Here is a 22,585-nt window from a genome sequence, read left to right as displayed (position 1 = left end):
ACGGCGAAGCCGGACGGTGGTTCAGGCGCCGTAGCGGCCGGGCGACAGCAGGCCGTCCGGGTCGAGGGAGGTCTTGAGCCGGTGCAGCATGCCGAGCCCGGCGGTGCTGGTCTCCGACCACACGTCGGCGGCGGCGTGGTCGATGTCGGAGCGGTAGATGGCGCAGCCGTGCCCGCGCAGCAGGCAGTTGCCGTCGTTGCGGAGCTGGTGCGCGCGGTAGGGAGCGTCGGTCGCGCCGCGTTCGAAGAAGATCTGGATGACGCCGTTGGCCAGGTGCTTGCTGACGAGGTTCCACTCGACCATGAGCGCGGTGGTGTGCGCGTCCACGGCCGTCTGGAGCGCGGCCAGGATGTGCTCGGTCCTTCTCGCGTGCATCGGCATGAGCGGCAGCAGGGCCAGGAAGCCCATAGGGCCCTCGTCGATCTGGTCGCAGGAGGTCACCCCGAGCGCGTTGTGCACGCCCAGGCAGGTGGGGATGCCCTGCGACATGAGTGCTCTGGGGTAGAGCGGGTCGTCGGCGCTCACCTCGGCGGCGTCGACGACGCGCAGCGCCTCGGCCCCCTCGACCTCGATCAGCGCCTTCCTGAGCAGCTCCTCGGCCAGCTCGACCGTGGCGTCGCTGCCCATGAGCGGCCCGAGGATGGTGAACAGGCTCGGGTCCACGCCGGCCGGCAGCATCCAGTCGCCGTGACTGGGCACGAGCGACAGCTCGCGTACGCGCAGCAGCCCGTCGGCGGGGTTGCCGCGGCGCAGGAAGCCGGTGACCGCCCCGAGCGCGATGCCGACCTGGTCCCGCTGGAGCCGGCCGTGCACGAGCCCGACGGTCTGCGGGCGCGGCACCAGCGCGACGGCCATGGCGGTCACGATGCCGAGGTTGTGCTGGATGAACGCCGGCGTCAGGTCGGGCCCGGCGACCCGGCCGTGGTAGCGCCCCGCCGGGTCGAGCCCGCCGGTGGTGATCACGCTGCCGTCCGCGAGCACGGCCTCGAGCCCGGCCACGTCGTGCACCCGGGAGCGGATGCAGCCGTCGCCGCGGTCGAGCGCGTTGCCGATGACGGAGGTGTCGGCGCAGGAGGCGGTGACGTTCAGCATCCACGGGGTGTCGCGCAACACCTCGGCGAGCTGCTTCTGGGTCACTCCCGGCTCGATGACGGCGAAGCCGGCCTCCAGGTCGAGGCTGCGCACCCGGTTCATGCCGCCGAGGTCCACGACGACGTTGTCGTCGGTGACCGGCATGGCCGAGCCCATCCCCCAGTTCCTGCCCGTGCTGATCGGGTAGAGGCGCCGCTTGCCGGCCATGGAGGCCCGTACGAGTGCGCGGACCTCGTCCAAACTGCGCGGCGCTACGACGCCGGCGATGGAGCGTGGCTGGTGGCCTCCGACATCACGCGGCCTCAGCTCCAGTCGCGATAGTCCCTGCATGACTCTCCTCGAAGGGTGAGATATCGCTTTTTAACGGCTTCCGGCCGGAAGCCGCCGAGGCACACTTCAGACGGTGTGCTGGAGCAGGTCGTCAATGGAGCCGATGGCCTGATTGGACATCTCCCTGATGCCGAGCAGCCGCTCTTCGACGTAGACGTCGGGCTCCGCGGGGGTCTCGGGGAAGTCGAGCGAGCCGAGCGGCGCGGTCTGCGCCGGTACGTCGTGCAGGCCGTACGGGTGACGGCGGGCTCGGGCTGAATCGGTGTCGCGCCTGGCGCGGGCTGGCAGATGCGGTGGGGTTCGCATGACGGGAGCTCTCCTACCGGACTTGTGGGGGGTTTTCCGGGCGACCGCTCGCCGTTGAGCGGATCGAGGTCAGCGTGCGCCCTCCTCGTGACCGAGGTGTTCGGCCCGCGGAGTGGCGGCCGCGGGGATCGCCCGTGGCACGCCGTGGTTGATGACGCTCGCGGCGATGCGGCGCTCCGCCAGCCCCATGTGGGGACGGCCGACGCCGGCGGAGCTCGGCCGTGCGGCGGCCGAACCACGGATCATGGAGCTGGCGTGCACCCACCGGCGTGACTCGGCCAGCACATCTCTTTGCGCGCGGCGCAGGTCGCGATGCCGCGCGTACTGCTCGCAGACGGCCCGCGCCAGCACCCGTGCCATGATCAGGTGCTCTTCGCAGGCTGTCGCCAGCTTCGACTCCAGCCCGATGACCTGGGCCAGGAGCAGTTGCAGATGCGGCAGGCCCGACCCGCGGTCGAACCCGTCGAGCTCGGCCAGCCGCTCGGGCCAGCGCAGCCGCCGCTCGATCGACGCGCAGACCTCCGTCGCCGTCTCGGCGGCGGGGCGGTCGTCCGGGCTCCGGCCGTCGAGTTGCACGGCCCGCTGGGCGGTGTACTCGAAGTCGGTCAGCCTGCGCAGCCCGCTCTGCAGCAGGCGTACCCGGTTGTGCAGGCAGGCGGCGCTCCAGCCGAGGACCAGCAGGCGGTCCGCGTCGGCCTCGCAGTGCCAGCCGACCAGTGCCACTTCGCGGGCCATGCGGTGGTAGAGCACCCATGACTCGGGCGCTTCGACCGGTGCCGGGGTGTCGATCCAGACCTGCAGGCCACCCGGTGGCACCTCGCCGACGCCAATCTCCACGCCGTCGGGCGCCACTCTGGTGCAGATCCGCTGGACCACCCGTTGCTGCGCGGCCACCTCCGGCGCCAGGGGCACCGGGCCGGGCAGCACTCGTTCTGGGGCCACTCTCGCCCGCGGCTCGATGCTCATCTGGGCCACCTCCAGACCCGTCGGTCTTCTCGACCTACGTAAATTGACACTTAATAGTGCCGTCCCGATCGTCGTCAGGAGGGGGTTTTCTGTCAACTGCCACTTTACGCAGACGGCATGTATGCCTTGCCGCCCAGGTGGGAAGCGCCGTGAACGGGCGACTTCCCGCAGATGAATCCCGTGTTACAGCCTGTGAGTGATCTAGAGTCCGTACCGGCCGGTGATCGCGGACGACAGGGGAGAAGAAACCAGGTGGCGATGACAAGAGCCGTGGTCGTGGCCGTCTCGGCCGCCGTGGCGGCGCCCGCGGTCCCCTGCGCGGCGCAGGCGGAAGGCGGTTACTGCGTGCTACCGGATCACTCCCAGCAGTCCGTCGAGAACGAGGCTTACCTGATCGATACTGCTTCCTCACTAGGCTGGATTCATCCCAATCCGCCGCCTGCCGAGCCGGAGCCTTCGGCCTCTGAACGGCTGGAGTTCGCCGGATTCCCGAACATCTCCGCCCTCGACGTGACCGGGCCGGGCGGCGCCCCGGAGCAGAAGCTGATCACCACCTTCACCACGAACGTGGACAAGGTCGTGACCCTCACCAACGAGGCGGCGGCCTCGTCGGACGGCGGGCTGACCTTCGGGCCGTCGAGCGCGACGCCGTTGCGCGAATCGCCGATCGAGCTGCTGGACGGCAGCTTCTTCGCGACCGAGTACTACCTGCGCGCCACCGGGCCGCACACGGCGACGCTGGGCATCCTCACCTCGTCGGCGCTCGGCGACGACGAGAGCTGGGTGCGTTCCGAGGCCACCTTGACGACGCCGGGCGACCTGCTGCCCGGCGGGGCGGCGCACGGGGCGCCGGTGCAGCTCGCCGACGGCACGATCCTGATCACGGCCTACGCCCGCTACCGCGACACGGGGATGTACCAGGCGGAGGTGTACGCGAGCCGGGACGGCGGCCGGACGTTCGACCGGCGCGGGGTGATCGCGCCGCCGGAGCCCGCCCCGGCGCTCCCCCCGCCACTCCCGGCGCCGCCCGTCGAGGAGCCCGTCCCGCCGCTCGGCGCGGAGCCCGCACCCGGCTCGGCCTCCGGGGCCGCACTCGGCGCGGTACCCGGGGCGGCGCTCGAGTCGGCGCCCGGCTCTGCCTCCGGCCACGCGGGCGGCTCGGCGGCCGCGGCGGCGGGCGGGCCGACGCTGGGGTCGGCGCGGAGCCTGGCCGCCGGCTTCGCGCCCGCGGGCGGTTTCGTCTACAACGAGGCGGCCATCGCGCAGACGCTGAACGGCAGCCTGCTGGCGGTGCTGCGGCGCGACGGCGGCCCGTACTCGACGCTGCACCAGACCCGCTCCACCGACGGCGGCCGCACCTGGTCGCCGGTGCGCGAGCTGCGCTTCGCCGGCCTGGACTGCGTGGTACGCGGCGTCGCCCCGAGGCTGCTGCTCACCCCGGGCGGCCTGCTCGTGCTGAGCGCCGGCCGCCCCGACAACTGGCTGGCCGTCTCCCCCGACGGGCTCGGCGAGGAGTGGCGCGAGCCGCGCGTGACGTTCCACAACCGCGACGGCATCTGGGACTCGCACGGCTCCTCCGGCTACACCGGCATCGCCGCCGTCGGCCCGCACGGGCTGGTCCAGGTGTTCGACAACTGCAAGCTGCCGGGCGTGCGCCCCGACGGGCTGCTCGACGAGACGACGTGCCCGGCGCACGGCCGCTTCGAGTACGGCGGCTGGTACGCGGTCAAGCGCCGCCTGTTCACCCTGGACCCGCCCGCGCCCGGCCGGCTGGACCTGGCGGCGCTGCGGCGGCGGGGCGACCTGGAGATCGAGACCACCATGCGCTGGACGGCCCGCGACCGCCCGCGCACGCGCCCCGGCGGCGCGCTGGACGGCAGCACCGGCTACTGGTCGAGCGCCGTCGCCCGCGGCCGCGGCCGGTACGTGCTGCACCTCGACCGCCCGTACGCGCTGACCCTGATCGGCCTCAGCCTGCGCCCCGGGCACGCGGCAGGGGCCCGGGTGTACGCCTCCAGGAACGGGCGCTCCTGGGGCGAGCCGATCGCCACGATCACCGGCAGAACCGATTATGCGCTGCGTTATACCGCGGTGGCGAGAACGGCCCGGCACATCAAAATCGTGACCGATCCGAGCGCCGCCTGCGACGCCGAGATCGGGAAATCCTGCAGCATGCTCAACGAGGTCGAGCTCTACGGTTCCTGAGAATGACGGAAAGGCCACCCCGGCCTTTTACCGAGCTCGGCCCCGTGACCGCCAAGGTCGCTTCCCTCGCAGGTCAGCGACCTGAGGAAAGGCGCGCGTCCAGGTGCGGAAAAGCGCCGGCGGGGGCGCTTGCCTGCGCCCCCGCCTGACAACTCACCGCTCGGGCGGCATCTTTCTGTCGCGCCGATGGAGTTTACCGTTCTGGTCCCGTTCCATCCCGTCCTCGTCGATTTCCAGGCGCTCCTTCCTGACCTGGCCTTCCACCGTCTCCTCGTGCTGGACGCTCTCCTTGTGAACGTGGATGCGCTCGACCGGCTTGGTCTCCTTGCCGACGACCGCGCGCTCCTCGTAGAGCGTCACCTCCCGCTCCTCTTCGCCGATCTGCGCGCCCATGGCGTCGCCGTCGTGGATGAGCTCGCGCTCGATCACGATCTCCTCGTGCGTGAGCGGGATCTTCTCCTTGACGTTCTCGGTCTCGACGTACTTGCGCAGGCGCACGTGGCCGATCTCGCGGCTTTCCTTGCCGATGTGGAGCTGCTCCTCGGACCTGGTGATGTCGAAGTCGCGCTCATCGGTGCGGTCGGTGCGGCCGGCCATCCCCGGCATGCCGGTCTTGCGGGTCTCACCCGTCATGCCGGTCCGGTCCTCGTGCGTGCCCATGTCCCTGCGGGCGTCGCCGGTGACGGGCCGCTTCGAGGTGGGCTCGCCGGCGCGCTGCCGCGGGATGTTCGACGGCTGCATGCCGTAGTAGCGGTAGAGGTCGGCCTCTTCCTCCAGGGAGAGGCGGCCGTCCACGTCGATGTTCGGGGCGTCCTTGATCATCTCCTTGTCGAAGGGGACGCGGATCTCCTCCCCCGAGCGGCGGGCGTTGGCCAGCGGCACGAAGGTCTGCTTCATCCCGAAGAACCCCGTGCGTACGGTCACCCACTCCGGCTCGCCCGAACGATCGTTGAGGTAGACCTGGCCTACCTTGCCGATCGACTGTCCGTCCGACCCCACCACATGGCAGTCGAGCAGGTTGCGGATCTCTGTCTGCATAGCCACGACGATCCCCCCGATGCGTTCGTCCTGGTTCAAACAGGACAAATACCCCAGATCGCCATAAATCCACACATGGCCAGATTGTTTTTTCTATTCTGCGGAGCGGGCCTTACGCAGCGCGGACAGGTGCTGCTGGAGGACCGGGACCGTGGACTTGGCCAGGGCGACCACCGCCGGGGACGACCCGCTGGAGACCTCCTTCTTCGTCGCCGCGAGCGCCTTGGTGTGCGCCTTGGTCATGCCGGCCGCGAAGTCGAGGTCGAAGTCCTTGCCCGTCGCGTCCCGCAGCCGTACCACCTCGGCACGCTGCTCGGCGGTCGGCGAGGTGGGGAGCTCGACGCCGAGCTGGGTGGCCGCCTTGGTGACCTTGGTGTCGAGCTTGGTGTGGTCGTCGAGCAGCATCTTGCCGATCGACTTGATCTCCCGGGTGGTGCCCTTGCCCTGCGCCAGCCGGCCGGCCTGAACCTCGGCCAGGTTGCCTTCGTGAATGGTCCGCATCCAGGCCTCGTCCTGCTCGGAGGGATGCGTGTCGGTGTGCGGGGCCAGGGCCGCGGTGTCGGTCACCATCTCGGCGGCGCAGCCGGTGAGTACGGCGAGGGCCACGGCGGCCGGCAACAGGGTCAGGCGAGTGCGCATGAGCGTTCCTATGACATGGTGATATGTTTCCGACACAGACAGTAACCGTCATGGTGGCGGCCACCCGGCATTCCGGCCACCCAGGCGCGTCCGCCGCCGAGGCCAGGCAGGAGTGCCGCCCGCCGCGCCCGGAGGGGCGCTCGCCAGGGCCGGCCGAGAAGGATCCCCTCGCCGGGCCAGGCGGGACCCCCCGAGACCAGGCGGAGCCTCCGCCGCCAGGATCAGGGGCACCCGCCGCCGGGCCAACCGGCAGGGGACGCGGCTGGGGCCAGGCGAGAAGTGGCGTCCTCGAAGCGCCCGTCCGGGTCGGGGGCCATGGGGGCACATTCCTCGTCCGCGGCCCGTCGTCGATAATGGCGAACACCTTCCGGCCGTGACCGTCCGGACCCTTTGATCATCAGGAGCGCACGACAGTATGACGCCGCCCGCCCCACGCACCCCCGAACAGCGCAAGCAGGACACCCTCGACCGCCTCGAGAACGACGTGGACGCCTGGGTCGCCACCGCCGACGAGGGCGGCGGGATCCCGTACATGGTGCCACTGTCGTTCCTCTGGGACGGGGTCACCCTGCTGATCGCCACGGCGACGGCCAGCCCGACCGCGCGCAACCTGCTGGCCACCGGTCAGGCCCGCCTCGGCGTGGGCCTGGTGCGCGACGTCGTCCTCATCGACGGGACGGCCGAGGCCGTGCCGGCGAGCGAGATCCCCGGGGAGCTCGGAGACGCCTTCGCCGCCAAGACGGGCTTCGACCCGCGCGAGCTCAGCAGCCCGTACCACTACTTCCACATCACCCCGCGCCGCCTGCAAGCGTGGCGGGAAGCGAACGAGCTGGCCGGCCGCGACCTCATGCTCGACGGCGAGTGGACCGTGAGCTAACCGGGAAAGTGCACCACCAGGTCGGTGTGCCGCTTCTCGATGACGATCCACCCACCGGCCACGAACCCCGGCCCCGCCGCCCCGCCCAGCCCAGGCCCCTCAGCCGGCTCCCCGCCGGGCGCGGACACCTGGCCCGACTCGCCACCGGGCACAGCGCCTTGGCCTGACTCGCCGCCAGGCACAGGACGCGGGTACGCCTCCCCGCCGGGCACAGGGCCCTGGCCCGGCTCGCCGCCAGGCACGGGACGCGGGTACGCCTCCCCGCCGGGCACAGGGCCCTGGCCCGGCTCGCCGCCGGGGGCGGGACGTGGGTATGCCTCGATGCGCAGGGTGGACGTGTCCGGGCGGCCCGCGTGGTCCCAGGCCGTGATGTGCGCGGCCAGGTCGGACGCCAGGCCGGCGCCGCCGGGTCCGTAGCCGCGGGCGACCAGCGGCCCGTCGGCCATGAGCAGCGCGATGCCGTCACCCTCCACGAGCCCCACGGTCATGCCGTACCCTCGGCCCAGCTTCCCGCTCAGCGTGCACCAGCGAGGCTCGCGCAGGGTCAGCCACAGCGAGATGGCCATGCCCGTCGCCGTGCCCATCGTCGTGCTCGCCATCATCGACGACAGCAGGTCCTCCCCTTCGATGGCGACCTGGACCGGCGTGGCATCGAGCGCGGCGAGCACGTCACCGATCTCGCGCGGCCCCGGCAGGGACAGCATCAGCCCGGGGTCCTCGCGCAGCACCACGCTCACCTCCGGCCCGGCGAACGGCCCGCGCATCCGCATGAACCCGCACGGCACCACCGACCGGCTCACCCAGTGCCCACCGGCCCGATCCATAGCCCGCGCCATGTCCCGTTCCGGGTCCCGCTCCGGGTCCCGATCCGGGTCCCGCTCCGTGGCGCGCTCCGGGTCCCGCTCCGTGGCGCGCTCCGTGGCGCGCTCCATGGCCACGGACGCCTGCACTCCGCGCAGGTCCAGCGGCATCACCAGCCGGCCGCCCGGCCCGAGCTGGGCCAGCCAGGCGGGCGCCAGGTCCCACACGCCGACGGTGGCGATCAGGCGATCGTACGGAGCCCACCCGGGAAAACCGTCCGCGCCGTCGGCGCACACCACCTCGACCCCGGCCTGTCCGGGCCCCGGCACCCCGGCGGCCGACAGGTGGCTCCTGGCCTGGGCGACGATGTCGTCGTCGAGGTCCACGCTGACCACGTGCCCGCCGGGCCCCGCGAGCCGGGCCAGCAGGGCGGCGTTGTAGCCGGTGCCCGCGCCGATCTCCAGCACCCGGTGCCCCGGCTCGACGCCGAGCTGGTCGAGCATGGACGCCATGATCGCGGGCTGCGACGACGAGCTGATCGGCCGCCCCTCCTCGTCGCGCTTGGTGACGATGGGCTCGTCGCGGTAGGCGTGCTCCGGATCGACGCCGGGCACGAAGAGGTGACGCGGCACCGCGAACAGGGCCGCCGCCACGCGCTCGCTGATCTCCTGACGCTCGCGCAACGCCGCCACCATGGCTTCTCTCCGCGTCGCGTAGTCCATGGGCTTCATTGTCCACGCGGCCCGCTCACGTACGAGATCGTTCGGAGAATTCAGGTAAAGAACGAGTCAAGAAGGGTTGAGCCCGGAAGTTGAGGGAAGGGCAGCCCACTCCTGAACGTCGACCGTGAGGAGGAGCCATAGTGCTCACCCTGACAGCCAACGCAGCCCAGGCGATTCGCGACCTGACCGCGACGGCGCCCGAGCCTGCTCAGAGCGGGATTCGCATCTCGTCTCAGGGCGAGGGCGCGAGTTCGCTCACCCTTTCGCTGGCCACCGCCCCCGAACCGGCGGACGCAGTGGTCGAGGCGGAGGGTGCGCGGGTCTATCTCGATCCCGTGGCTGCGACCGTGCTGGACGACAAGTCCCTGGATGCCGGGGCCGATGACCAGGGAAGCGTGTCTTTCGTGGTCACCGAACAACCCGTCTGACGCGGCCCCCGCCGTGCCGGATCCGCTCAGCGGACCGGCACGGCGGGCCACCCGTTCAACCGCCGAGACCGCTCGATGCCCGGCCCAAGGGCCGGCCCGGTGGTCGGCTCAGTCGTCGGCGAGGAGCTTGTGCAGGTAGCGCAGCTGCTCTTCCGACTGGAAGCCGCCGCCGCCCTCATGGTTGTTCCAGGGCCAGACGGTGATCTCCTTGGGCCCCTGCCAGTGGTTGTAGGCGGCGAACACCGTCGACGGCGGGCAGACGTCGTCCATCAGCGCCACCGAATACAGCGCGGGCACCCGGCTCCGGGCGGCGAAGTTCAGCCCGTCGAAGTAGGACAGCGTCTTGAAGACCTGGCCGGCGCTGTCGCGCCTGGTGGCCAGGAACCGGACCAGCTCCTGGTACGGGTCGCGCCCGGTGATCTCGACGGCCCGCCGGAAGTGGGTCAGGAACGGCACGTCGATGAGCGCGGCCTTGACCGACGGGTGCAGCGCGGCCGTGGCCTGGGCGATGCCCCCGCCCTGACTGCCGCCGGAGACGATGATGCGGCTCTCGTCGACCGCCGGATGCGCGACGGCGGCGTCCACGGCCCGCACGGCGTCGGTGAAGACGCGCCGGTAGTAGTAGTCGTCGGGGTCGAGGATGCCCCGGGTCATCATGCCGGGCGCCTGCGGGGCCGCGCTGCCGTGGGGGTCGCCGGTGGCGCCGGGGCTGCCCGGGTTCGCGCCGCCGTGGCCGCGCGTCTCCACCACGAACACCGCGTACCCGGCGGCCGGCCAGAACAGGTGGTCCTTGGGGAAACCACGCCCGCCGCTGTAGCCGATGTAGTGCATCACGCACGAAACCGGGCCTTCCGCGCCACGCGGCAGCAGGAACCAGCCGTTGATCCGGTGCCCGCCCCATCCCGCGAACGAGACGTCGTACACCTCCACGCCGGCGAAGGGCAGGTCGTACGGCGTGAACTCGGCGGCCAGGTCGAACTCCCCGGCCTCCGCCAGCGTACGAGACCAGAAATCGTCGAAGTCGGCGGGCTCGTCGCGGTCGGGCAGGTAGCCGCGGAGTTGGTCAAGGGGCAGGTCGAACAGTGGCACGGGGGTCTCCAGCCTGTAGAAAGGATGCTGATATTTCACATCATCCGACTGGAAAGCGCTATCCCGCCCCCCGGTCAAACTCCGGGCTGAAGACCACTCCCCTGGGTAGGGGTGATCACGTGAGCGAATATGTCATAGAAGTTCCCTACTCGCACCTTTACCCTGGCCTGATCTTGGACGCTCCGGCGGACACCGACGACTTCCTCGTGCTGTTCGGGGACGACTCGGAGTCCAGGGCTCAGTTGCTGAACGACGACACGGGCCGTCCCGTGCTCCGGATGGGCGGATACATGACGGCCAGGGGCACGGTGATCGACGAACGCGTGTGGACCGTACGCGAGAGCGTGCAGCACGGCAACCGGCTCCGCCTGCGGCTGGGCCGCTCTCTTCCCTGACCGGGCGACCCGGCGGGGGGTCGTGGGCTAGCGTCCCCTTGTGGCTTCTTTCGCCAGGCTGGCCGGGAGGGCGGCGACCGGCGCGGGCGTGCTGGCCCTGTCGCCGGTGTTCGGGCTGGCCGGACTGGCCGGGATGGCGATGGTCGGCGCCGGGCCTCAGGTGTTCACGGTGACGGGGCTGGCGGTGTTCGCCGCGATGTTCTTTCTCGGGCTGCTGCTGTGCGTGCCCAGGCCGGGGGTTGCGTGGGGGCGCTGGCTGCGGGCGGTGCTGATCCTCGGGGTGGAGGTCGCGGTGGTCTGGCAGGTCGCCGGGGCCACGTCGCGGCCGGCTCCCGGGGTGGCCGCGCCGCCGCAGGTGCCGGGGCAGCGGGAGTGGCGGCTGACGACGGGATCACGGCTGGCGTACGTACGGATCGCGCCGAAGCGGGTCACCCACCCGGACCCCGTGGTCTTCCTGCACGGCGGGCCCGGCGTGGCCGATCTGGCGGGCGACGCGGCGTTCTTCGGCAGGCTCGCGGCCGACGGCCACCAGGTCTACGTCTACGACCAGCTCGGCGCGGGCCGCTCCGAGCGGCTGGCCGATCCGCGCGAGTACGGCCTGACCCGCGACGTGGCCGACCTGGAGGCGATCCGGCAGGCCGTGGGCGCGCGGCGGCTCAACCTGGTGGCCCGCGACTACGGCGCCCAGCTCGCCGCCGCCTACCTGGTGAGGCATCCGGACCGGGTGGCGGGCGCCGTCCTCTACTCCCCCGCCGGCCTCGACCGGCCGTCCGCGGCGGCCTCCCTGCCGGCCACCGGCGCGCGGCTTGAGCCCCGCGTGCTCGCCGTCTACACGCTGCTGCGGGTCGAACCGCGGGCGGCGCACGCGTTCGCGGGCGACCGGGAGCTGGAGTCCTACCTCGACCTCGCCCGCCGCCGGACCCCCGGCCCCTGCGCAACCGACTCGAACACGCCGCCCGGCCCGAAGGGCGGCTCGGACGGAGCGGGCGGTCTGAACGGCTCGGGTGGATCTGGCGGTTATGCGGGGCTGGCCGAGCGGGCGCTGTCAGACCCGCTCCGGGAGAGCCTGGCCAGGTCGCCGGTGCCCGTGCTGATCGTCAAGGGCGCGTGCGACGAGCAGAGCTGGTCCTCGGCCGCGGCCTACCGCCGGGCGCTGCCCGCCGCCCGGTTCGCCTACGCCGGGGACGGCGCGGCGTACCTCAAGGCGCTGCGGGCGTTCCTGGCGGGCCGCCCGATCGACGCCTACGACGGCGCGGACCCGCCGCCCGGCTACCGCGGCCCGATCTGACCCTCAGCGTGCCGCCGGACGGGGTGTCTCGGTGGCGCAGGAGCCGGCCTTGGTGCCCGCCACCTTCCACTCCGCCCCCGGGAACGGGCTCATGAAGTGGGTGAGCAGGTCCACCGCGTAGTCGGGCACCTGGCCTCCCGGGTCCAGCAGGGACACCATCTGGGGCCCGTCCGCGCCGCGCAACGTGATGGTGTTGCCGCTCCCGCCCGCCGCGAAACCCGGTTTGGCGTCCACCGTCACGCAGGCCAGGCCGATCCCGGCCGCCTCGATCTGCTGCTTGGACCCGATGCGTCTCATCCGCTGGTCGTAGCGGCGCAGGGCGAGTGAGCCGGTCGGGCCGAGCTTGACCGAGTCGTGGAAGACGTCGTCGCCGATCTCCCTGCTCAGCCGGACGTCGATGGAGACGTCCGGCCGCAGGTCCACGCCCTTGGCGGCGAGCTTCAGCCGGTCGTAGGCCCCCTCGAAGCCGGGGGTGACGTAGCCGAGCGCCGGCGGCGCCTTCAGCCCGAACGGGATCTTGCCGGGCCGGATCCGCAGCCACGACACGCGCTGGACGGACAGCCCGACGTCCTCGACCGCGCTCTGCCCGAGCCCGAACTGGCCGCCGACGTGGTAGGTGAGGAACCCGGTCGTGTACGGGATCTCCTTGCTGACCGCGATGCGCTGCCGGGCCACCGGATCCACGCGCAGTCCCGCGCGCAGGGTGACGCGGCCGGTCGGCACGGGTTTGGAGACCAGGTCGAGCGACTGGTCGGGGTTCAGCCTGATCGTGGTGTCGGAGGCCAGGTCCTTGACCGCGAACGACACGTCCCCGAGCCGCCCCTGCGGATCGACCAGGCCGCCTTCCACGCCGAGGTAGCCGTCGAGCGTGTTCACGCCGCCCAGGGCCTTGTACGTGACGGCCGGCACGCTGAGCCCGGCGGCGGAGGCGTCGGCGTCCACCCCGAACCTGGCGGGCACGTCCGAGAAGCGCAGCTCCCCCGTGCCCTTCCCGGCCAGGGTGACCTTGGCCGACAAGCGTTTGACGGCCGCGGAGTTGGTCACGCGGATGCGGGTCTGGGCGCCGTACGTGCCCTGGATGGCCACCGAGGCGGGCACCGGGTCGATCGCCACGTGGCCGCGCAGCGACCCCGTCTCGGCCAGCACGTCGAGCGAGCCCAGCGTGGCCGCCGGCTCGATGCGGTAGGCGGCCTGCACGGCGTTCCCCTGGGACACGCCGAACGGCCCCAGCGACATGCTGGTGATCTTGGCGGGCAGCCCGGTGAGCGTGGCCCTGGCCTTCACGGGGACCGGCGACAGGACGCTGCTGGCCAGGTAGACGCCCAGACTGCGGCTCTTGGGACGGAAGCCGGAGAAGGCGAACGTCTTGGCCGCCAGGTCCACCGACACCTGGTCGGGCAGCCCGGTCACGTCCAGGTAGCCCTGCAGGCCGAAGCAGCCGCGTCCGGGCGTGCAGAAGGGCCCCTGCGCGCAGCCGGCGGATCCGGCCGCGCAGCCTCCGTCCACCAGGGACACGCCGCCGGGCACGGCGGGTGCGGCCCGCATGCGGTCGAGCGCCCCCGTCTTGCCGAGCCAGGCGCGGGCGCGCACGTCCAGGCGCGAGCCGGTGTAGGTGAGCTTGCCGCCGGCGGCGGAGACGGCCAGCCGTCCGGGTACGGGGCCGAGGGTGCCGGCGAGGCCGAAGCGCGTGTCGCCCTGGGTGACGTCGGCGTCCACGGCGAGCGTCTGCCTGGCCGAGCGGAAGTCCGCGGTGAACCCTTCGGCCGCCGGGCTGAACTCCACCCTCGACAGCCCCTTGACCAGCACACTGGCGTCGAGGTCGCCCGACGCCTGGTCGTAGTGCGCCGCCAGGTGCGGACCGGTGGGCGCGGTGGCGCCGTCGTGGTTGGTGAACGCCAGCGCCGCCGACCCGACCTCGCCCGACAGGCCGCGGAAGCGGTAGCCGCCGGCGGCCCAGGAGGCGTCGAACCTGGCGGGCACGCCGCTCACCTCCGCCGCGGCCCTGGCGTAGCGGTCGCCGACCTTGGCCCTGGCCAGGGCGGACACCTTGGTGACCGGGGCGTCGGAGGTCCAGGAGAGCGTCTTGGCCTTCGTGTCGGCGACGAGCTCGACCTTCTTGCGCACGCCTTCGACGGTCGCGCTCAGGTCCTCGCCGGAGGGCGTGGTCACGCTGGTCCTGGCGGCGTACATGGTGATCCGTTCGAGCGCGGAGGAGGTGGCGACCTTGACGGTCGAGCGCTCGCCCAGCTCCCACGAGGCCTTGACGTCGTCGTGCACGCCCATGATGGTGCCGTCGATGGTCGGGCCCGACTTGAGGTTCGTGTACGCGGCGCGGAGCTTCTTGATCACGCCACTGGCCTGGTAGACGGCCTTCCTGGCGGCGGGATCGAGCGCGAGGTCCACGGTGGCGGGGGTGTTCGAGATCTCCATCCTGGCCAGGTGCGTGCCGTCGATGCTGGCCGCGCCCACGAACGAGCGCCCGCTGGAGTCCACCTCCAGGTGGGCGTGCGGCGCGGACCCGTACGTGACGTCGAACCCGGACAGCCCCGACAGCAGCCCCGACACCCCGACCGCGTCGCCGTTCTTGATCATGGTGACGTGGCCGCCGCGCGGGCTGGAGACGGCGCCCTCGTTGCGCTGCAGCACCACCGCGAACCTGCCGATGGGCGAGCTGGTCGAATGAGTGACGCGGTGCCCGGCCAGGTCGTTGACCATGCGCATCTTGGCGGGCAGGTCGCTCAGCTCGGCCTTGAGCACGGTCTTGTCGGCGGCCCGGTCGAAGAACACCAGGCTCCCCGCCCCGGCTCGCGCGCGGCCCGCGCCGGCCGAGCCCGCGTCCACCGCGAGAGTCTGCTTGCCGTTCGCGGAGCCGTACTTGGCGGTGAAGGACGGCGGCAGCCGCTGGAGCTCCACCCTGGCCACCCGGCTCAGCCGCCCGTCGCGATAGGTGAAGCTGTCCAGCCGGGCGCGGGCGATCGAGGACGGGCTGGTGAAGCGGATCTCGCCGCCCGACAGCCGCATCGCGGCGCGGGTGGGCATCCGGTCGAGCACGGCGTGGGTGAACTGGCGGCCGGTCACGGCGAGCGCGTCGAGCTTGGCGGGCTCCGAGGCGGTGACGTCCAGGACGGGACCGTCGAGCCTGGCGTTCACGGTGAGCCGGGCGCTGGCCGGCGTCTGGCGCAGGCTCACGGCGCTGCGGCCGGTCAGCCCCGCCACCACGGCCGCGGACTCCCCCGGCTCCGTGCGCTTCACCTCGGCCTTGACCTGCTTGCCCGACAGGTCCACGGTGAACGTGCCCCAGTCGAAGGCCGACAGCGACGACCCGCGCCGCAGCCCGTCGAACCCGACCGACACCTTGCCGTCGTACTCGGCCCAGACGCGGGCCTTGACGCTCTGCTTGGCCAGCCGCTTGACCGCGAACCCGAGCCCGGCCGTCCCCTCCGAGGGGCTGGCGGCGGGCACCAGGTCGGCGGCCAGGTCCGGGAGGCCGTCCCCGGTGACGTCGGCGGTCACCGGCAGGCCCACCGGCTGCTGGATCGAGCAGGACACGGGCACCTCGACGCTCTCGACGCAGAGCCGGTACGTCAGCCCGGGAGCGGCCTTCCCGAGCCCGTCGAACGCCTTGATCACCGGGGCGAGCGGCTTCAGCAGTGTCAGCGTCCCGGCCTGGGCGGTGTCCGGCAGCACCCGGTTCACGTCCGGCGCCTGCCTGCCGAGCCCCTGTTCCTCCTGGACGGCGGCGGCCTCGGCGGTGATCTCGTCGATCAGGCGCGGGCCCGCGGGCGTGGTCACCTCGGGCTCGCCGGGGCCCACCCGCTCGTCGCCCGCCGGCCGTACCGCGAGCGACGGCTGCGACGGGAGGCTGACCACGGCGGCCGGCGGCTCCTGCACGGCGGGCACGGGCTGCGCTGCTCTAACAACCTTGACCTGTACGGGCTGGACCGGCTGCGCCTGGGCGGGCGGCGGCACGGCGACCAGGACTGTACTTGCGATGGACGTCGAAGCGAGCACGCGCAGAAGGGCGTGCGGCATGAAAACGTTCTCCCCCGGACCGGTCTAATTCATCCCATCAGAAACATAAGTCACGAGACGACCACAGTTCCTCACAGGTAGTCAAACCCCATCCGACGTGGGACTCCCAATTTTTCGCCGCTTTTCGCGATTTGTCCGCTTGAGCGCCACTTTGCGGGCGCAACCGACGGCCGGGTCAGGGCTGGTACGGGCGTAGCCGTCAGGGCTGGTACGGGCGCAGGCGCGGCCACCAGCCCGGCACGTGCGAGCGATAAGCGTCGTAGTCGGAGCCGAACCGCTCGCTCAGGTTCGGCTCCTCGTACCAGTGCACGAACGAGTAGACCGGGATCGCCAGGACGGCCACGTAGAGCAGCAGCCCCGGGTCCCCGAACACCATCGCCTGCCCGATCACCGCCGCGAAGATCGCGACGTACATGGGGTTGCGGACGTGCCGGTAGAGGCCGCCGACGACCAGCCGATCGGGCGGCGCGACCGGAAGCGGCGTGCCGAGCCCCTCGACCACGAACCTGACGAACGCGTTGACCAGCACGGCGACTCCGGCGAGCACCAGCGCGGCGCCGATCGCCTGGAGCGGGATCATGATCGCGGCCGGGAAGGGGGCGCGCATCCGCCAGCCGCTGATCCAGTAGGGGACGAGGAGGCCGACCGTGCACGGCGCGGCGGCGAAGAAGACGGTGCTGATGAGTGCGGCGGGTGTCCTGCGCATGGGCTCGCCCCTTCACGCTTAATTCATTATGCGATGAGTTTAGGTCGCGGTCCCCTGCGGGTCAACGGCGTCTTCGATAGGCTCGTCGGTCATGGCGGACGACGACGGCATGCGGGAGAAGGTCGCCTGGATCCTGCTGCGCGACCAGCGGGTGCTGGTGACGCGCAACCGGGGCAGGGAGCTGTTCTACTTTCCCGGCGGGAAGCGCGAGCCCGGCGAGTCCGACGACCAGACCCTGGTCAGAGAGATCGACGAGGAGTTGCAGGCGGCCATCGACGCCGGCTCCATGGTGCATTTCGGCACCTTCGAGATCCCGGCGGGCCATCCTGCGCACGGGCCCTTCCGGATGATCTGCTACACCGCCGGCCACCGCGGTGAGCTGATCCCGTCGCAGGAGATCGAGGAGAAGGCGTGGTTCCGGCACGCGGACCGGGATCGGGTGACGGCCGTGGACGCCATGGTCTTCGACGCTCTGCACGAGCGGGGGCTCCTGCCCTGACGGGCGCTCTTTCCGCGGCGGCCCCTGTGGTGCAGGGTGGGGTGGAGCCCCGGGGCCGCCGGAGGCCGGCGAGAGGATCCCATCATGCGGGCGAACGTCGGTGACATGCTGATCATCCAGGGCCACGTCGTCGGCCGGCGGGCCAGGAAGGGCGAGATCATCGGCGTCCGCGACCCGGAGGGCGCGCCGCCGTACCTCGTCCGCTTCGGCGACGGCCACGAGCAGCTCGTCTACCCGGGCCCGGACGCCCGAATCGAGCCCGGCACCGCCGGATAACCGGCCGCCGCGAGCGCCTGTGGCCAGGTTCCGCGGGTGCCCTGTGCGTCAGGTGCCGTGGGTGCCTGTCGGTCAGGTGTCGCGAGCGTCTGTGCGTTCAGGTGCCGTGGGCGCCTGTGCGTCAGGTGTCGTGGGGCAGGGTGAGGGCCATCAGGGCCTCGCCGATGTCGGCGCCGGAGCCGATCGCGATCTCGTTGCCCGCCGCGTCGCGGGCGACGGCCGTGATGAGCGTGCCTGCACCCGTGCTCGCGCCTGTGCCCGTGCTCGCGCGGGCCAGGGTGATGGTGTGGCCGCCGGACACCAGTGCGTCGGCGGACGGACGGCTCCGGGGCGCGGGCCTGGGCAGCAGGGCCCGGGCCGTGACCAGGGCGGCGACCGGGGTCCGGTGCCGGGTCAGCAGCACGGGCAGGTCCTCGTACGGCTGGGCGGCCTGGCGTACGAGGTCGCCGAGCTTGGAGCGGGCGGTCGAGAGGTACACGGTGGGCAGGCCGCTCAGCACGCCGGGCACCTGGGACAGCGGGACCAGCGCGGCCCATTCCCAGCGTTCGCGGGTGATCAGCGTGAGCGTGCCGCCGCTCGCCTCGTCGATCAGGGAGCCCCAGCGGGCACGGGCCTCCTCCACGCCGATCGGCGGGCCGAAGCGCGCCTGCAGGTCCTCGTATGCGGCCCGGTCGGTGTCGATCATCCCGAGATGGTAAGCCGCCTTACAGAATTCCGGCAAGGCAGCATGGGGCGATGGATCAGATCAAGGTAGTCGTCTTCGACGCCATGGGCGTTCTGTACGCGGACGGGAACGTGCAGGGGCGGGTGCTGCTCCCCTACCTGCGCGATCAGGGGTGCCGAGCGCCCGAGGAGGAGATCCGGGCGGCCTATCGCGCGGCGACGCTGGGGCGGCTGACCACCGAGGAGTTCTGGGCGGCGGCCGGGTTGCCGGGCGGAGTCGCGGCGCGCGACGAGGACTACTGCCGGCGGCACCGGCTCACCGCCGGCGCCCGTGAGGCGATCATCGAACTGACGGGCGACGGGCTGGAGACGGCGTGCCTGAGCAACGACACGGCGGCGTGGTCGGCGTGCGTGCGGCGCAGGTTCGGGCTGGACCGGCTCGTCCGGCGCTGGTTCGTCAGCTCCGACCTGGGCGCCCGCAAGCCGGACCGGGCCGCGTACGAGGCGCTGCTGGACGGGCTGGGCGTCCTGCCCGGCGAGGTGGTGCTCGTGGACGACCGCCCGGTGAACCTCGCCCCGGCGCGGTCGCTGGGGATGCGGACGATCCTGTTCCTGAGTGACGACACGGACGCCAACCCGGCGACCGGGGAGGGGCCTGAGCGCCAGGTCGCGACGATGCCCGAGCTGGCCACCGCCATCCGCGCGCTGGGCGGGTGACCGGTGGCCCGTCCGCGGCTACGCTGGGCGGCATGGTCGCGCGTGTGCTGTGCGCCGGTGGCGTCGCGATCCGGGGGCCGCGCCGGTGATGGCCGACGTCTCGCGATGGGACCGCGCCTGGCCCGCCCTGCCCTACCTGTTCATCGCGCTGCCCGCGCTCTTCTCGCTGATGTCCCGGTGGCGGCCGGAGGTGGCGGCCCTGGCGGCGTTCGCGGCCGCGTGGCACTGGCTCATGGTCGCCTCCCGCTTCAGCCGCATCAGTCGGGCGCCGGCGCTGATCGTCCACCTCGCCGTGCTGCTCGCCGTGGTGTGGCTGCTGATCAGGATCGACGGCGCGTTCACGGTGACCGGGGTGGGGACGTTCATCCAGGTGTTCGCCCTCGTGCCGGGCTGGTGGGCGTACGCGGGAGTGGCCGCGACGGTCGGCGTGATGCTGACCGCCCGGTCCGGCGGGCGGGGCCTGGGCGAGCTGGCCTTCTCCTTCTGCGTGGGGGTGCTGATCGCCTCCACGGTCGGCCTGCTCATCCGTACCGTCTCCAGGCAGAACGACCAGCGCAAGGCCATGATCGCGGAGCTGGAGGAGAGCGGAGCCAAGCTGGCCGCGCTCGCGGAGGAGAACGCCGGCCTCCAGGCCCAGCTCCTGGTCCAGGCGCGCGAGGCCGGGGTGCTGGCGGAGCGGCAGCGGCTGGCCAGGGAGATCCACGACACGATCGCGCAGGGCCTGACCGCCATCCTCACCCAGCTCGAAGCCGCCGACCCAGCCGCTGTTCCAGCGGCCGTCCGTGCCCGCCTGGACATCGCGCGCAGCATGGCCAAGGAGAGCCTGACCGAGGCGCGCCGCTCCGTCCAGGCGTTACGCCCCGCGCCGCTGCACGAGGCCCAGTTGCCGGCCGCCCTGCGCGAGGTCGCGGCGGCCTGGTCGCGCTCCACCGGCGTGCCCGTCGCCGTGTCGGTCACCGGCGAGTCCCGGCCGCTGCACGCGGAGGTGGAGATCACCTTGTTGCGGGTCGCGCAGGAGGCGATGGCCAACGCGGGCAAGCACGCGGGGGCGGCCCGGGTCGGGCTCACCCTGTCGTACATGGAGGACGTCGTGGCCCTGGACGTGCGCGACGACGGCCGCGGCTTCGACCCGGCGAACCCCGGCCACACCGACGGCGGGTTCGGCCTGGTCGCGATGCGTCAGCGCGTCACCAGGCTGGCCGGCGACTTCGCCGTCGAGACGGCCCCGGGCCAGGGCACCGGCATCTCGGCCACAGTCCCCGCCATCCCCGCCATTCCCGGCACTCCCACAGGAAGCGCCTCCTGACAAATGCCCATTCGCCTCATCATCGTGGACGACCACCCCGTCGTCAGGGACGGGCTGCGCGGGATCTTCGCCGCCGGCGACGACTTCGAGGTCGTCGGCGAGGCGGCCGACGGCCCTGAGGCGCTCGCCGTGGCCCTGCGGACCGCGCCCGACGTGGTGCTCCTCGACCTGCGCATGCCGAGGATGAGCGGCGCGGAGGTCATCCGCCGGTTGCGCGAGCAGACGCCCGGCCTGGCGGTGCTGGTCCTGACCACGTTCGACGACGACGCCGACGTGCTGCCCGCGATCGAGCAGGGCGCCACCGGCTACCTGCTCAAGGACACCCCGCGCGCCGAGCTGCGGCGGGCCGTGCAGGCGGCGGCGCGGGGCGAGAGCGTGCTGTCCCCCGCCGTGGCCCACGTCCTGGACCGCCGCGAACGCGCGCCGCGCCCGCAGCCGCTGAGCCCCCGCGAGCTGGAGGTGCTCGGGCTGATCGCCAGAGGCGCGACCAACCGGGAGATCGCCGGAAAGCTGTTCATCACCGAGGCGACGGTGAAGACGCATCTGCTGCACGTCTTCGCCAAGCTGGAGGTGAGCGACCGGGCGGCGGCGGTCGCGGCGGCGTACGAGAACGGGCTGCTCAGGCCGGGCGGCGAGGCCTGAAAGGGCGGGCGCGCGCCGGCGTGGCGCCGCGCCGACCGGCTGGTAGCGTCGGGGGGAAGGGCCGGTGGAGGACGGACTGGAGGCAGGCATGCGTCCCATGGAGCAGCGCACGATCCTCGTCACCGGCGCGACCGACGGGCTCGGCCGGGCACTCGCCGCGGACCTGGCGGGGCGCGGCGCGACCGTTCTCGTGCACGGCCGCGACGACGAGCGCGGGCAGGCCACGATCGAGGAGATCAGGGACCGCGTCCCCGACGCCCGGCTCCACTGGTATCGCGCGGACCTGGCCTCGCTCGGGCAGGTGCGCGAGCTGGCCGGCGCGGTCGCGTCCGAGCACAAGGGCCTCGACACGCTGGTCAACAATGCCGGGATCGGCACGACCGTGCCGGGCGGCAGTGCGCGGCAGGAGAGCGCGGACGGGCACGAGCTCAGGTTCGCGGTCAACTACCTGGCCGGCTATCTGCTCACCCGGCTGCTGCTGCCGGTCCTGACCGCCGCGGCGCCGTCCAGGATCGTGCACGTCAGCAGCCTGGGCCAGGCGCCGATCGACTTCGACGACGTGATGCTGGTCAAGGAGTACAGCGGGGTGCGGGCCTACTGCCAGAGCAAGCTGGCGCAGGTGATGTTCACCGTCGATCTGGCCGAGGAGCTGGCCGGCACGGGCGTCACGGCCAACGCGCTGCATCCGGCCACGTACATGCCGACCAAGATGGTCGCCTCGCCGTCGAGCGAGCTGCGCGAGGGCGTGGAGGCCACGTCGCGGCTGGTCACCGACCCGGAGCTGGAGGAGGTGTCCGGGCGCTTCTTCGACGGCATCCGGCCCGCGCACGCGCTGGAGCAGGCCTACGACCCCGGCGCCCGCGCCCGCCTGCGCGCGCTTTCCGACTCCCTGACGGGGCTGTGAAAATCCGTCGAGCCCGGGGGCGAGGGCTGGCTAGCGTGTCCCGGTGCACCTTTTCCTGGAGACCGACCGGCTGATCCTGCGCCGCTTCACCGAGTCCGACGCCGACCACCTCTTCCACCTGCACAACGACCCCGAGGTCATGCGTTATCTCAACGGCGGCAAGCCGACGCCGCGCGAGGTGATCGTCGGGGAGACGCTGCCGAGGTTCATCGCCTCGGGGTTCTTCGCCGCCGTCGGGAAGGCCGGTGGGAAGGCCGGTGGGGAGCCGTCGGGGACGTTCCTGGGCTGGTTCCACCTGCGGGCGCCGGAAGGCCGGCCCGAGGATGAGCCCGAGCTGGGCTACCGGCTGCACAAGGCGGCCTGGAACAAGGGTTACGCGACCGAGGGGACGCGGGCGCTGATCGACAAGGCGTTCGGGGAGCTGGGCGCGCGCCGGGTGTTCGCCCAGACGATGGCGGTCAACCGGGGGTCGCGGCGGGTCATGGAGAAGGCGGGGCTGAGGTTCGTGCGCACCTTCTTCATGGACTGGCCCGACCTGATCGAGGGCAGCGACCAGGGCGAGGTGGAGTACGAGCTGCTGCGCTCCGACTGGGCGGCCACCCGCCCGCGCTGAATCGGATGGCCGGGCACCTGGTGCACTGGTCAGACCAGTCGTTAGGGTGCC

General features: G+C 72.2%; 22 protein-coding genes. 12 read left to right on the top strand and 10 right to left on the bottom strand.

Features of this window, described 5'->3' with window-relative positions; all coding sequences use genetic code 11:
* Positions 1 to 21: 21 nt before the first annotated feature.
* The 3 genes from ABEA43_RS42190 to ABEA43_RS42180 form a co-directional block, all read right to left on the bottom strand.
* A complete protein-coding gene (locus ABEA43_RS42190) occupies positions 22 to 1,422 on the bottom strand; it encodes an FAD-binding oxidoreductase (protein ID WP_345571143.1) in 1,401 nt (466 codons plus the stop codon).
* Between the two features lie 66 nt (positions 1,423 to 1,488).
* Positions 1,489 to 1,728 (bottom strand): hypothetical protein, encoded by a 240-nt coding sequence (locus tag ABEA43_RS42185; protein ID WP_345571141.1) that lies wholly within the window; start codon positions 1,726 to 1,728, stop codon positions 1,489 to 1,491.
* Positions 1,729 to 1,797: 69 nt separating this feature from the next.
* Positions 1,798 to 2,694: a hypothetical protein gene (locus ABEA43_RS42180; RefSeq protein WP_345571139.1), complete on the bottom strand. Its 897-nt coding sequence runs from the start codon at positions 2,692 to 2,694 to the stop codon at positions 1,798 to 1,800.
* A gap of 252 nt (positions 2,695 to 2,946) precedes the next feature.
* Here ABEA43_RS42180 and ABEA43_RS42175 point away from each other — a divergent pair, with 252 nt between their 5' ends.
* A complete protein-coding gene (locus ABEA43_RS42175) occupies positions 2,947 to 4,899 on the top strand; it encodes a sialidase family protein (protein ID WP_345571137.1) in 1,953 nt (650 codons plus the stop codon).
* A gap of 153 nt (positions 4,900 to 5,052) precedes the next feature.
* Here the strand turns inward: ABEA43_RS42175 and ABEA43_RS42170 are convergent, their stop codons facing one another.
* Together ABEA43_RS42170 and ABEA43_RS42165 are read right to left on the bottom strand one after the other, a co-directional pair.
* Entirely contained in the window at positions 5,053 to 5,937 is an 885-nt protein-coding gene (locus ABEA43_RS42170) for a DUF2382 domain-containing protein (protein ID WP_345571136.1), read from the bottom strand.
* Between the two features lie 93 nt (positions 5,938 to 6,030).
* Positions 6,031 to 6,576 carry a DUF4142 domain-containing protein gene (locus ABEA43_RS42165; protein ID WP_345571134.1) on the bottom strand — a complete coding sequence of 182 codons (546 nt, stop codon included), beginning with the start codon at positions 6,574 to 6,576 and terminating at the stop codon, positions 6,031 to 6,033.
* Between the two features lie 415 nt (positions 6,577 to 6,991).
* Here ABEA43_RS42165 and ABEA43_RS42160 point away from each other — a divergent pair, with 415 nt between their 5' ends.
* Complete coding sequence (locus ABEA43_RS42160; RefSeq protein WP_345571132.1) at positions 6,992 to 7,453, top strand: pyridoxamine 5'-phosphate oxidase family protein; 462 nt, start codon at positions 6,992 to 6,994, stop codon at positions 7,451 to 7,453.
* Here ABEA43_RS42160 and ABEA43_RS42155 read toward each other — a convergent pair.
* Positions 7,450 to 8,976, bottom strand: a complete 1,527-nt coding sequence (locus ABEA43_RS42155; RefSeq protein WP_345571131.1) for a methyltransferase domain-containing protein — start codon at positions 8,974 to 8,976, stop codon at positions 7,450 to 7,452. The two genes, ABEA43_RS42160 and ABEA43_RS42155, sit on opposite strands and share 4 nt — an antisense overlap.
* Before the next feature lie 140 nt (positions 8,977 to 9,116).
* Here ABEA43_RS42155 and ABEA43_RS42150 point away from each other — a divergent pair, with 140 nt between their 5' ends.
* A complete protein-coding gene (locus tag ABEA43_RS42150; protein ID WP_345571129.1) occupies positions 9,117 to 9,404 on the top strand; it encodes a HesB/IscA family protein in 288 nt (95 codons plus the stop codon).
* 108 nt (positions 9,405 to 9,512) lie between these two features.
* Here the strand turns inward: ABEA43_RS42150 and ABEA43_RS42145 are convergent, their stop codons facing one another.
* Positions 9,513 to 10,493, bottom strand: a complete 981-nt coding sequence (locus tag ABEA43_RS42145; RefSeq protein WP_345571128.1) for an acetylxylan esterase — start codon at positions 10,491 to 10,493, stop codon at positions 9,513 to 9,515.
* Positions 10,494 to 10,666: 173 nt separating this feature from the next.
* Between ABEA43_RS42145 and ABEA43_RS42140 the strand changes: the two genes are divergently transcribed.
* Together ABEA43_RS42140 and ABEA43_RS42135 are read left to right on the top strand one after the other, a co-directional pair.
* A complete protein-coding gene (locus ABEA43_RS42140) occupies positions 10,667 to 10,888 on the top strand; it encodes a hypothetical protein (protein ID WP_345571126.1) in 222 nt (73 codons plus the stop codon).
* A 40-nt stretch (positions 10,889 to 10,928) separates the two neighbouring features.
* Positions 10,929 to 12,176 (top strand): alpha/beta fold hydrolase, encoded by a 1,248-nt coding sequence (locus ABEA43_RS42135; RefSeq protein WP_345571124.1) that lies wholly within the window; start codon positions 10,929 to 10,931, stop codon positions 12,174 to 12,176.
* Between the two features lie 3 nt (positions 12,177 to 12,179).
* On the opposite strand, the gene ABEA43_RS42130 is transcribed toward ABEA43_RS42135, so the two are convergent.
* Both ABEA43_RS42130 and ABEA43_RS42125 read right to left on the bottom strand, forming a co-directional pair.
* Positions 12,180 to 16,076, bottom strand: coding sequence for a hypothetical protein (locus ABEA43_RS42130; protein ID WP_345571121.1), 3,897 nt, complete (start codon positions 16,074 to 16,076; stop codon positions 12,180 to 12,182).
* 331 nt (positions 16,077 to 16,407) lie between these two features.
* The gene (locus tag ABEA43_RS42125) at positions 16,408 to 16,914 is read right to left on the bottom strand and encodes a methyltransferase family protein (RefSeq protein WP_345571119.1); all 507 of its coding nucleotides are present in this window, start codon (positions 16,912 to 16,914) and stop codon (positions 16,408 to 16,410) included.
* A gap of 91 nt (positions 16,915 to 17,005) precedes the next feature.
* On the opposite strand from ABEA43_RS42125, the gene ABEA43_RS42120 reads away from it, so the two are divergent.
* Entirely contained in the window at positions 17,006 to 17,413 is a 408-nt protein-coding gene (locus ABEA43_RS42120) for an NUDIX hydrolase (RefSeq protein WP_345571118.1), read from the top strand.
* An 84-nt stretch (positions 17,414 to 17,497) separates the two neighbouring features.
* Positions 17,498 to 17,689, top strand: a complete 192-nt coding sequence (locus tag ABEA43_RS42115) for a DUF1918 domain-containing protein (RefSeq protein ID WP_345571117.1) — start codon at positions 17,498 to 17,500, stop codon at positions 17,687 to 17,689.
* A 121-nt stretch (positions 17,690 to 17,810) separates the two neighbouring features.
* Here ABEA43_RS42115 and ABEA43_RS42110 read toward each other — a convergent pair whose 3' ends face one another.
* Positions 17,811 to 18,374, bottom strand: coding sequence for a type II toxin-antitoxin system prevent-host-death family antitoxin (locus ABEA43_RS42110; RefSeq protein WP_345571116.1), 564 nt, complete (start codon positions 18,372 to 18,374; stop codon positions 17,811 to 17,813).
* Positions 18,375 to 18,424: 50 nt separating this feature from the next.
* On the opposite strand from ABEA43_RS42110, the gene ABEA43_RS42105 reads away from it, so the two are divergent.
* The 5 genes from ABEA43_RS42105 (at position 18,425) to ABEA43_RS42085 (ending at position 22,534) form a co-directional block, all read left to right on the top strand.
* Positions 18,425 to 19,069 carry an HAD family hydrolase gene (locus tag ABEA43_RS42105; protein WP_345571115.1) on the top strand — a complete coding sequence of 215 codons (645 nt, stop codon included), beginning with the start codon at positions 18,425 to 18,427 and terminating at the stop codon, positions 19,067 to 19,069.
* 49 nt (positions 19,070 to 19,118) lie between these two features.
* On the top strand, positions 19,119 to 20,375 hold the full coding sequence (locus ABEA43_RS42100; RefSeq protein ID WP_345571114.1) for a sensor histidine kinase: 1,257 nt from the start codon (positions 19,119 to 19,121) through the stop codon (positions 20,373 to 20,375).
* A gap of 3 nt (positions 20,376 to 20,378) precedes the next feature.
* A complete protein-coding gene (locus tag ABEA43_RS42095; RefSeq protein WP_345571112.1) occupies positions 20,379 to 21,017 on the top strand; it encodes a response regulator in 639 nt (212 codons plus the stop codon).
* Between the two features lie 88 nt (positions 21,018 to 21,105).
* Positions 21,106 to 21,921, top strand: coding sequence for an SDR family NAD(P)-dependent oxidoreductase (locus ABEA43_RS42090; protein WP_345571109.1), 816 nt, complete (start codon positions 21,106 to 21,108; stop codon positions 21,919 to 21,921).
* A 43-nt stretch (positions 21,922 to 21,964) separates the two neighbouring features.
* Complete coding sequence (locus tag ABEA43_RS42085) at positions 21,965 to 22,534, top strand: GNAT family N-acetyltransferase (protein WP_345571107.1); 570 nt, start codon at positions 21,965 to 21,967, stop codon at positions 22,532 to 22,534.
* The last annotated feature ends 51 nt before the right edge of the window (positions 22,535 to 22,585 follow it).

Origin of the sequence: Nonomuraea rosea, from assembly GCF_039539705.1 — a bacterium.
Lineage (GTDB): Bacteria > Actinomycetota > Actinomycetes > Streptosporangiales > Streptosporangiaceae > Nonomuraea > Nonomuraea rosea.
This window is presented reverse-complemented; position numbering and strand designations above follow the sequence as displayed.

Coding starts and splice junctions, on each gene's coding strand:
- ABEA43_RS42190 (WP_345571143.1), bottom strand. CDS start 1,422: ATGCAGGGACTATCGCGACTGGAGCTGAGGCCGCGTGATGTCGGAGGC.
- ABEA43_RS42185 (WP_345571141.1), bottom strand. CDS start 1,728: ATGCGAACCCCACCGCATCTGCCAGCCCGCGCCAGGCGCGACACCGAT.
- ABEA43_RS42180 (WP_345571139.1), bottom strand. CDS start 2,694: ATGAGCATCGAGCCGCGGGCGAGAGTGGCCCCAGAACGAGTGCTGCCC.
- ABEA43_RS42170 (WP_345571136.1), bottom strand. CDS start 5,937: ATGCAGACAGAGATCCGCAACCTGCTCGACTGCCATGTGGTGGGGTCG.
- ABEA43_RS42165 (WP_345571134.1), bottom strand. CDS start 6,576: ATGCGCACTCGCCTGACCCTGTTGCCGGCCGCCGTGGCCCTCGCCGTA.
- ABEA43_RS42160 (WP_345571132.1), top strand. CDS start 6,992: ATGACGCCGCCCGCCCCACGCACCCCCGAACAGCGCAAGCAGGACACC.
- ABEA43_RS42155 (WP_345571131.1), bottom strand. CDS start 8,976: ATGGACTACGCGACGCGGAGAGAAGCCATGGTGGCGGCGTTGCGCGAG.
- ABEA43_RS42125 (WP_345571119.1), bottom strand. CDS start 16,914: ATGCGCAGGACACCCGCCGCACTCATCAGCACCGTCTTCTTCGCCGCC.
- ABEA43_RS42120 (WP_345571118.1), top strand. CDS start 17,006: ATGGCGGACGACGACGGCATGCGGGAGAAGGTCGCCTGGATCCTGCTG.
- ABEA43_RS42115 (WP_345571117.1), top strand. CDS start 17,498: ATGCGGGCGAACGTCGGTGACATGCTGATCATCCAGGGCCACGTCGTC.
- ABEA43_RS42110 (WP_345571116.1), bottom strand. CDS start 18,374: ATGATCGACACCGACCGGGCCGCATACGAGGACCTGCAGGCGCGCTTC.
- ABEA43_RS42105 (WP_345571115.1), top strand. CDS start 18,425: ATGGATCAGATCAAGGTAGTCGTCTTCGACGCCATGGGCGTTCTGTAC.
- ABEA43_RS42095 (WP_345571112.1), top strand. CDS start 20,379: ATGCCCATTCGCCTCATCATCGTGGACGACCACCCCGTCGTCAGGGAC.
- ABEA43_RS42090 (WP_345571109.1), top strand. CDS start 21,106: ATGCGTCCCATGGAGCAGCGCACGATCCTCGTCACCGGCGCGACCGAC.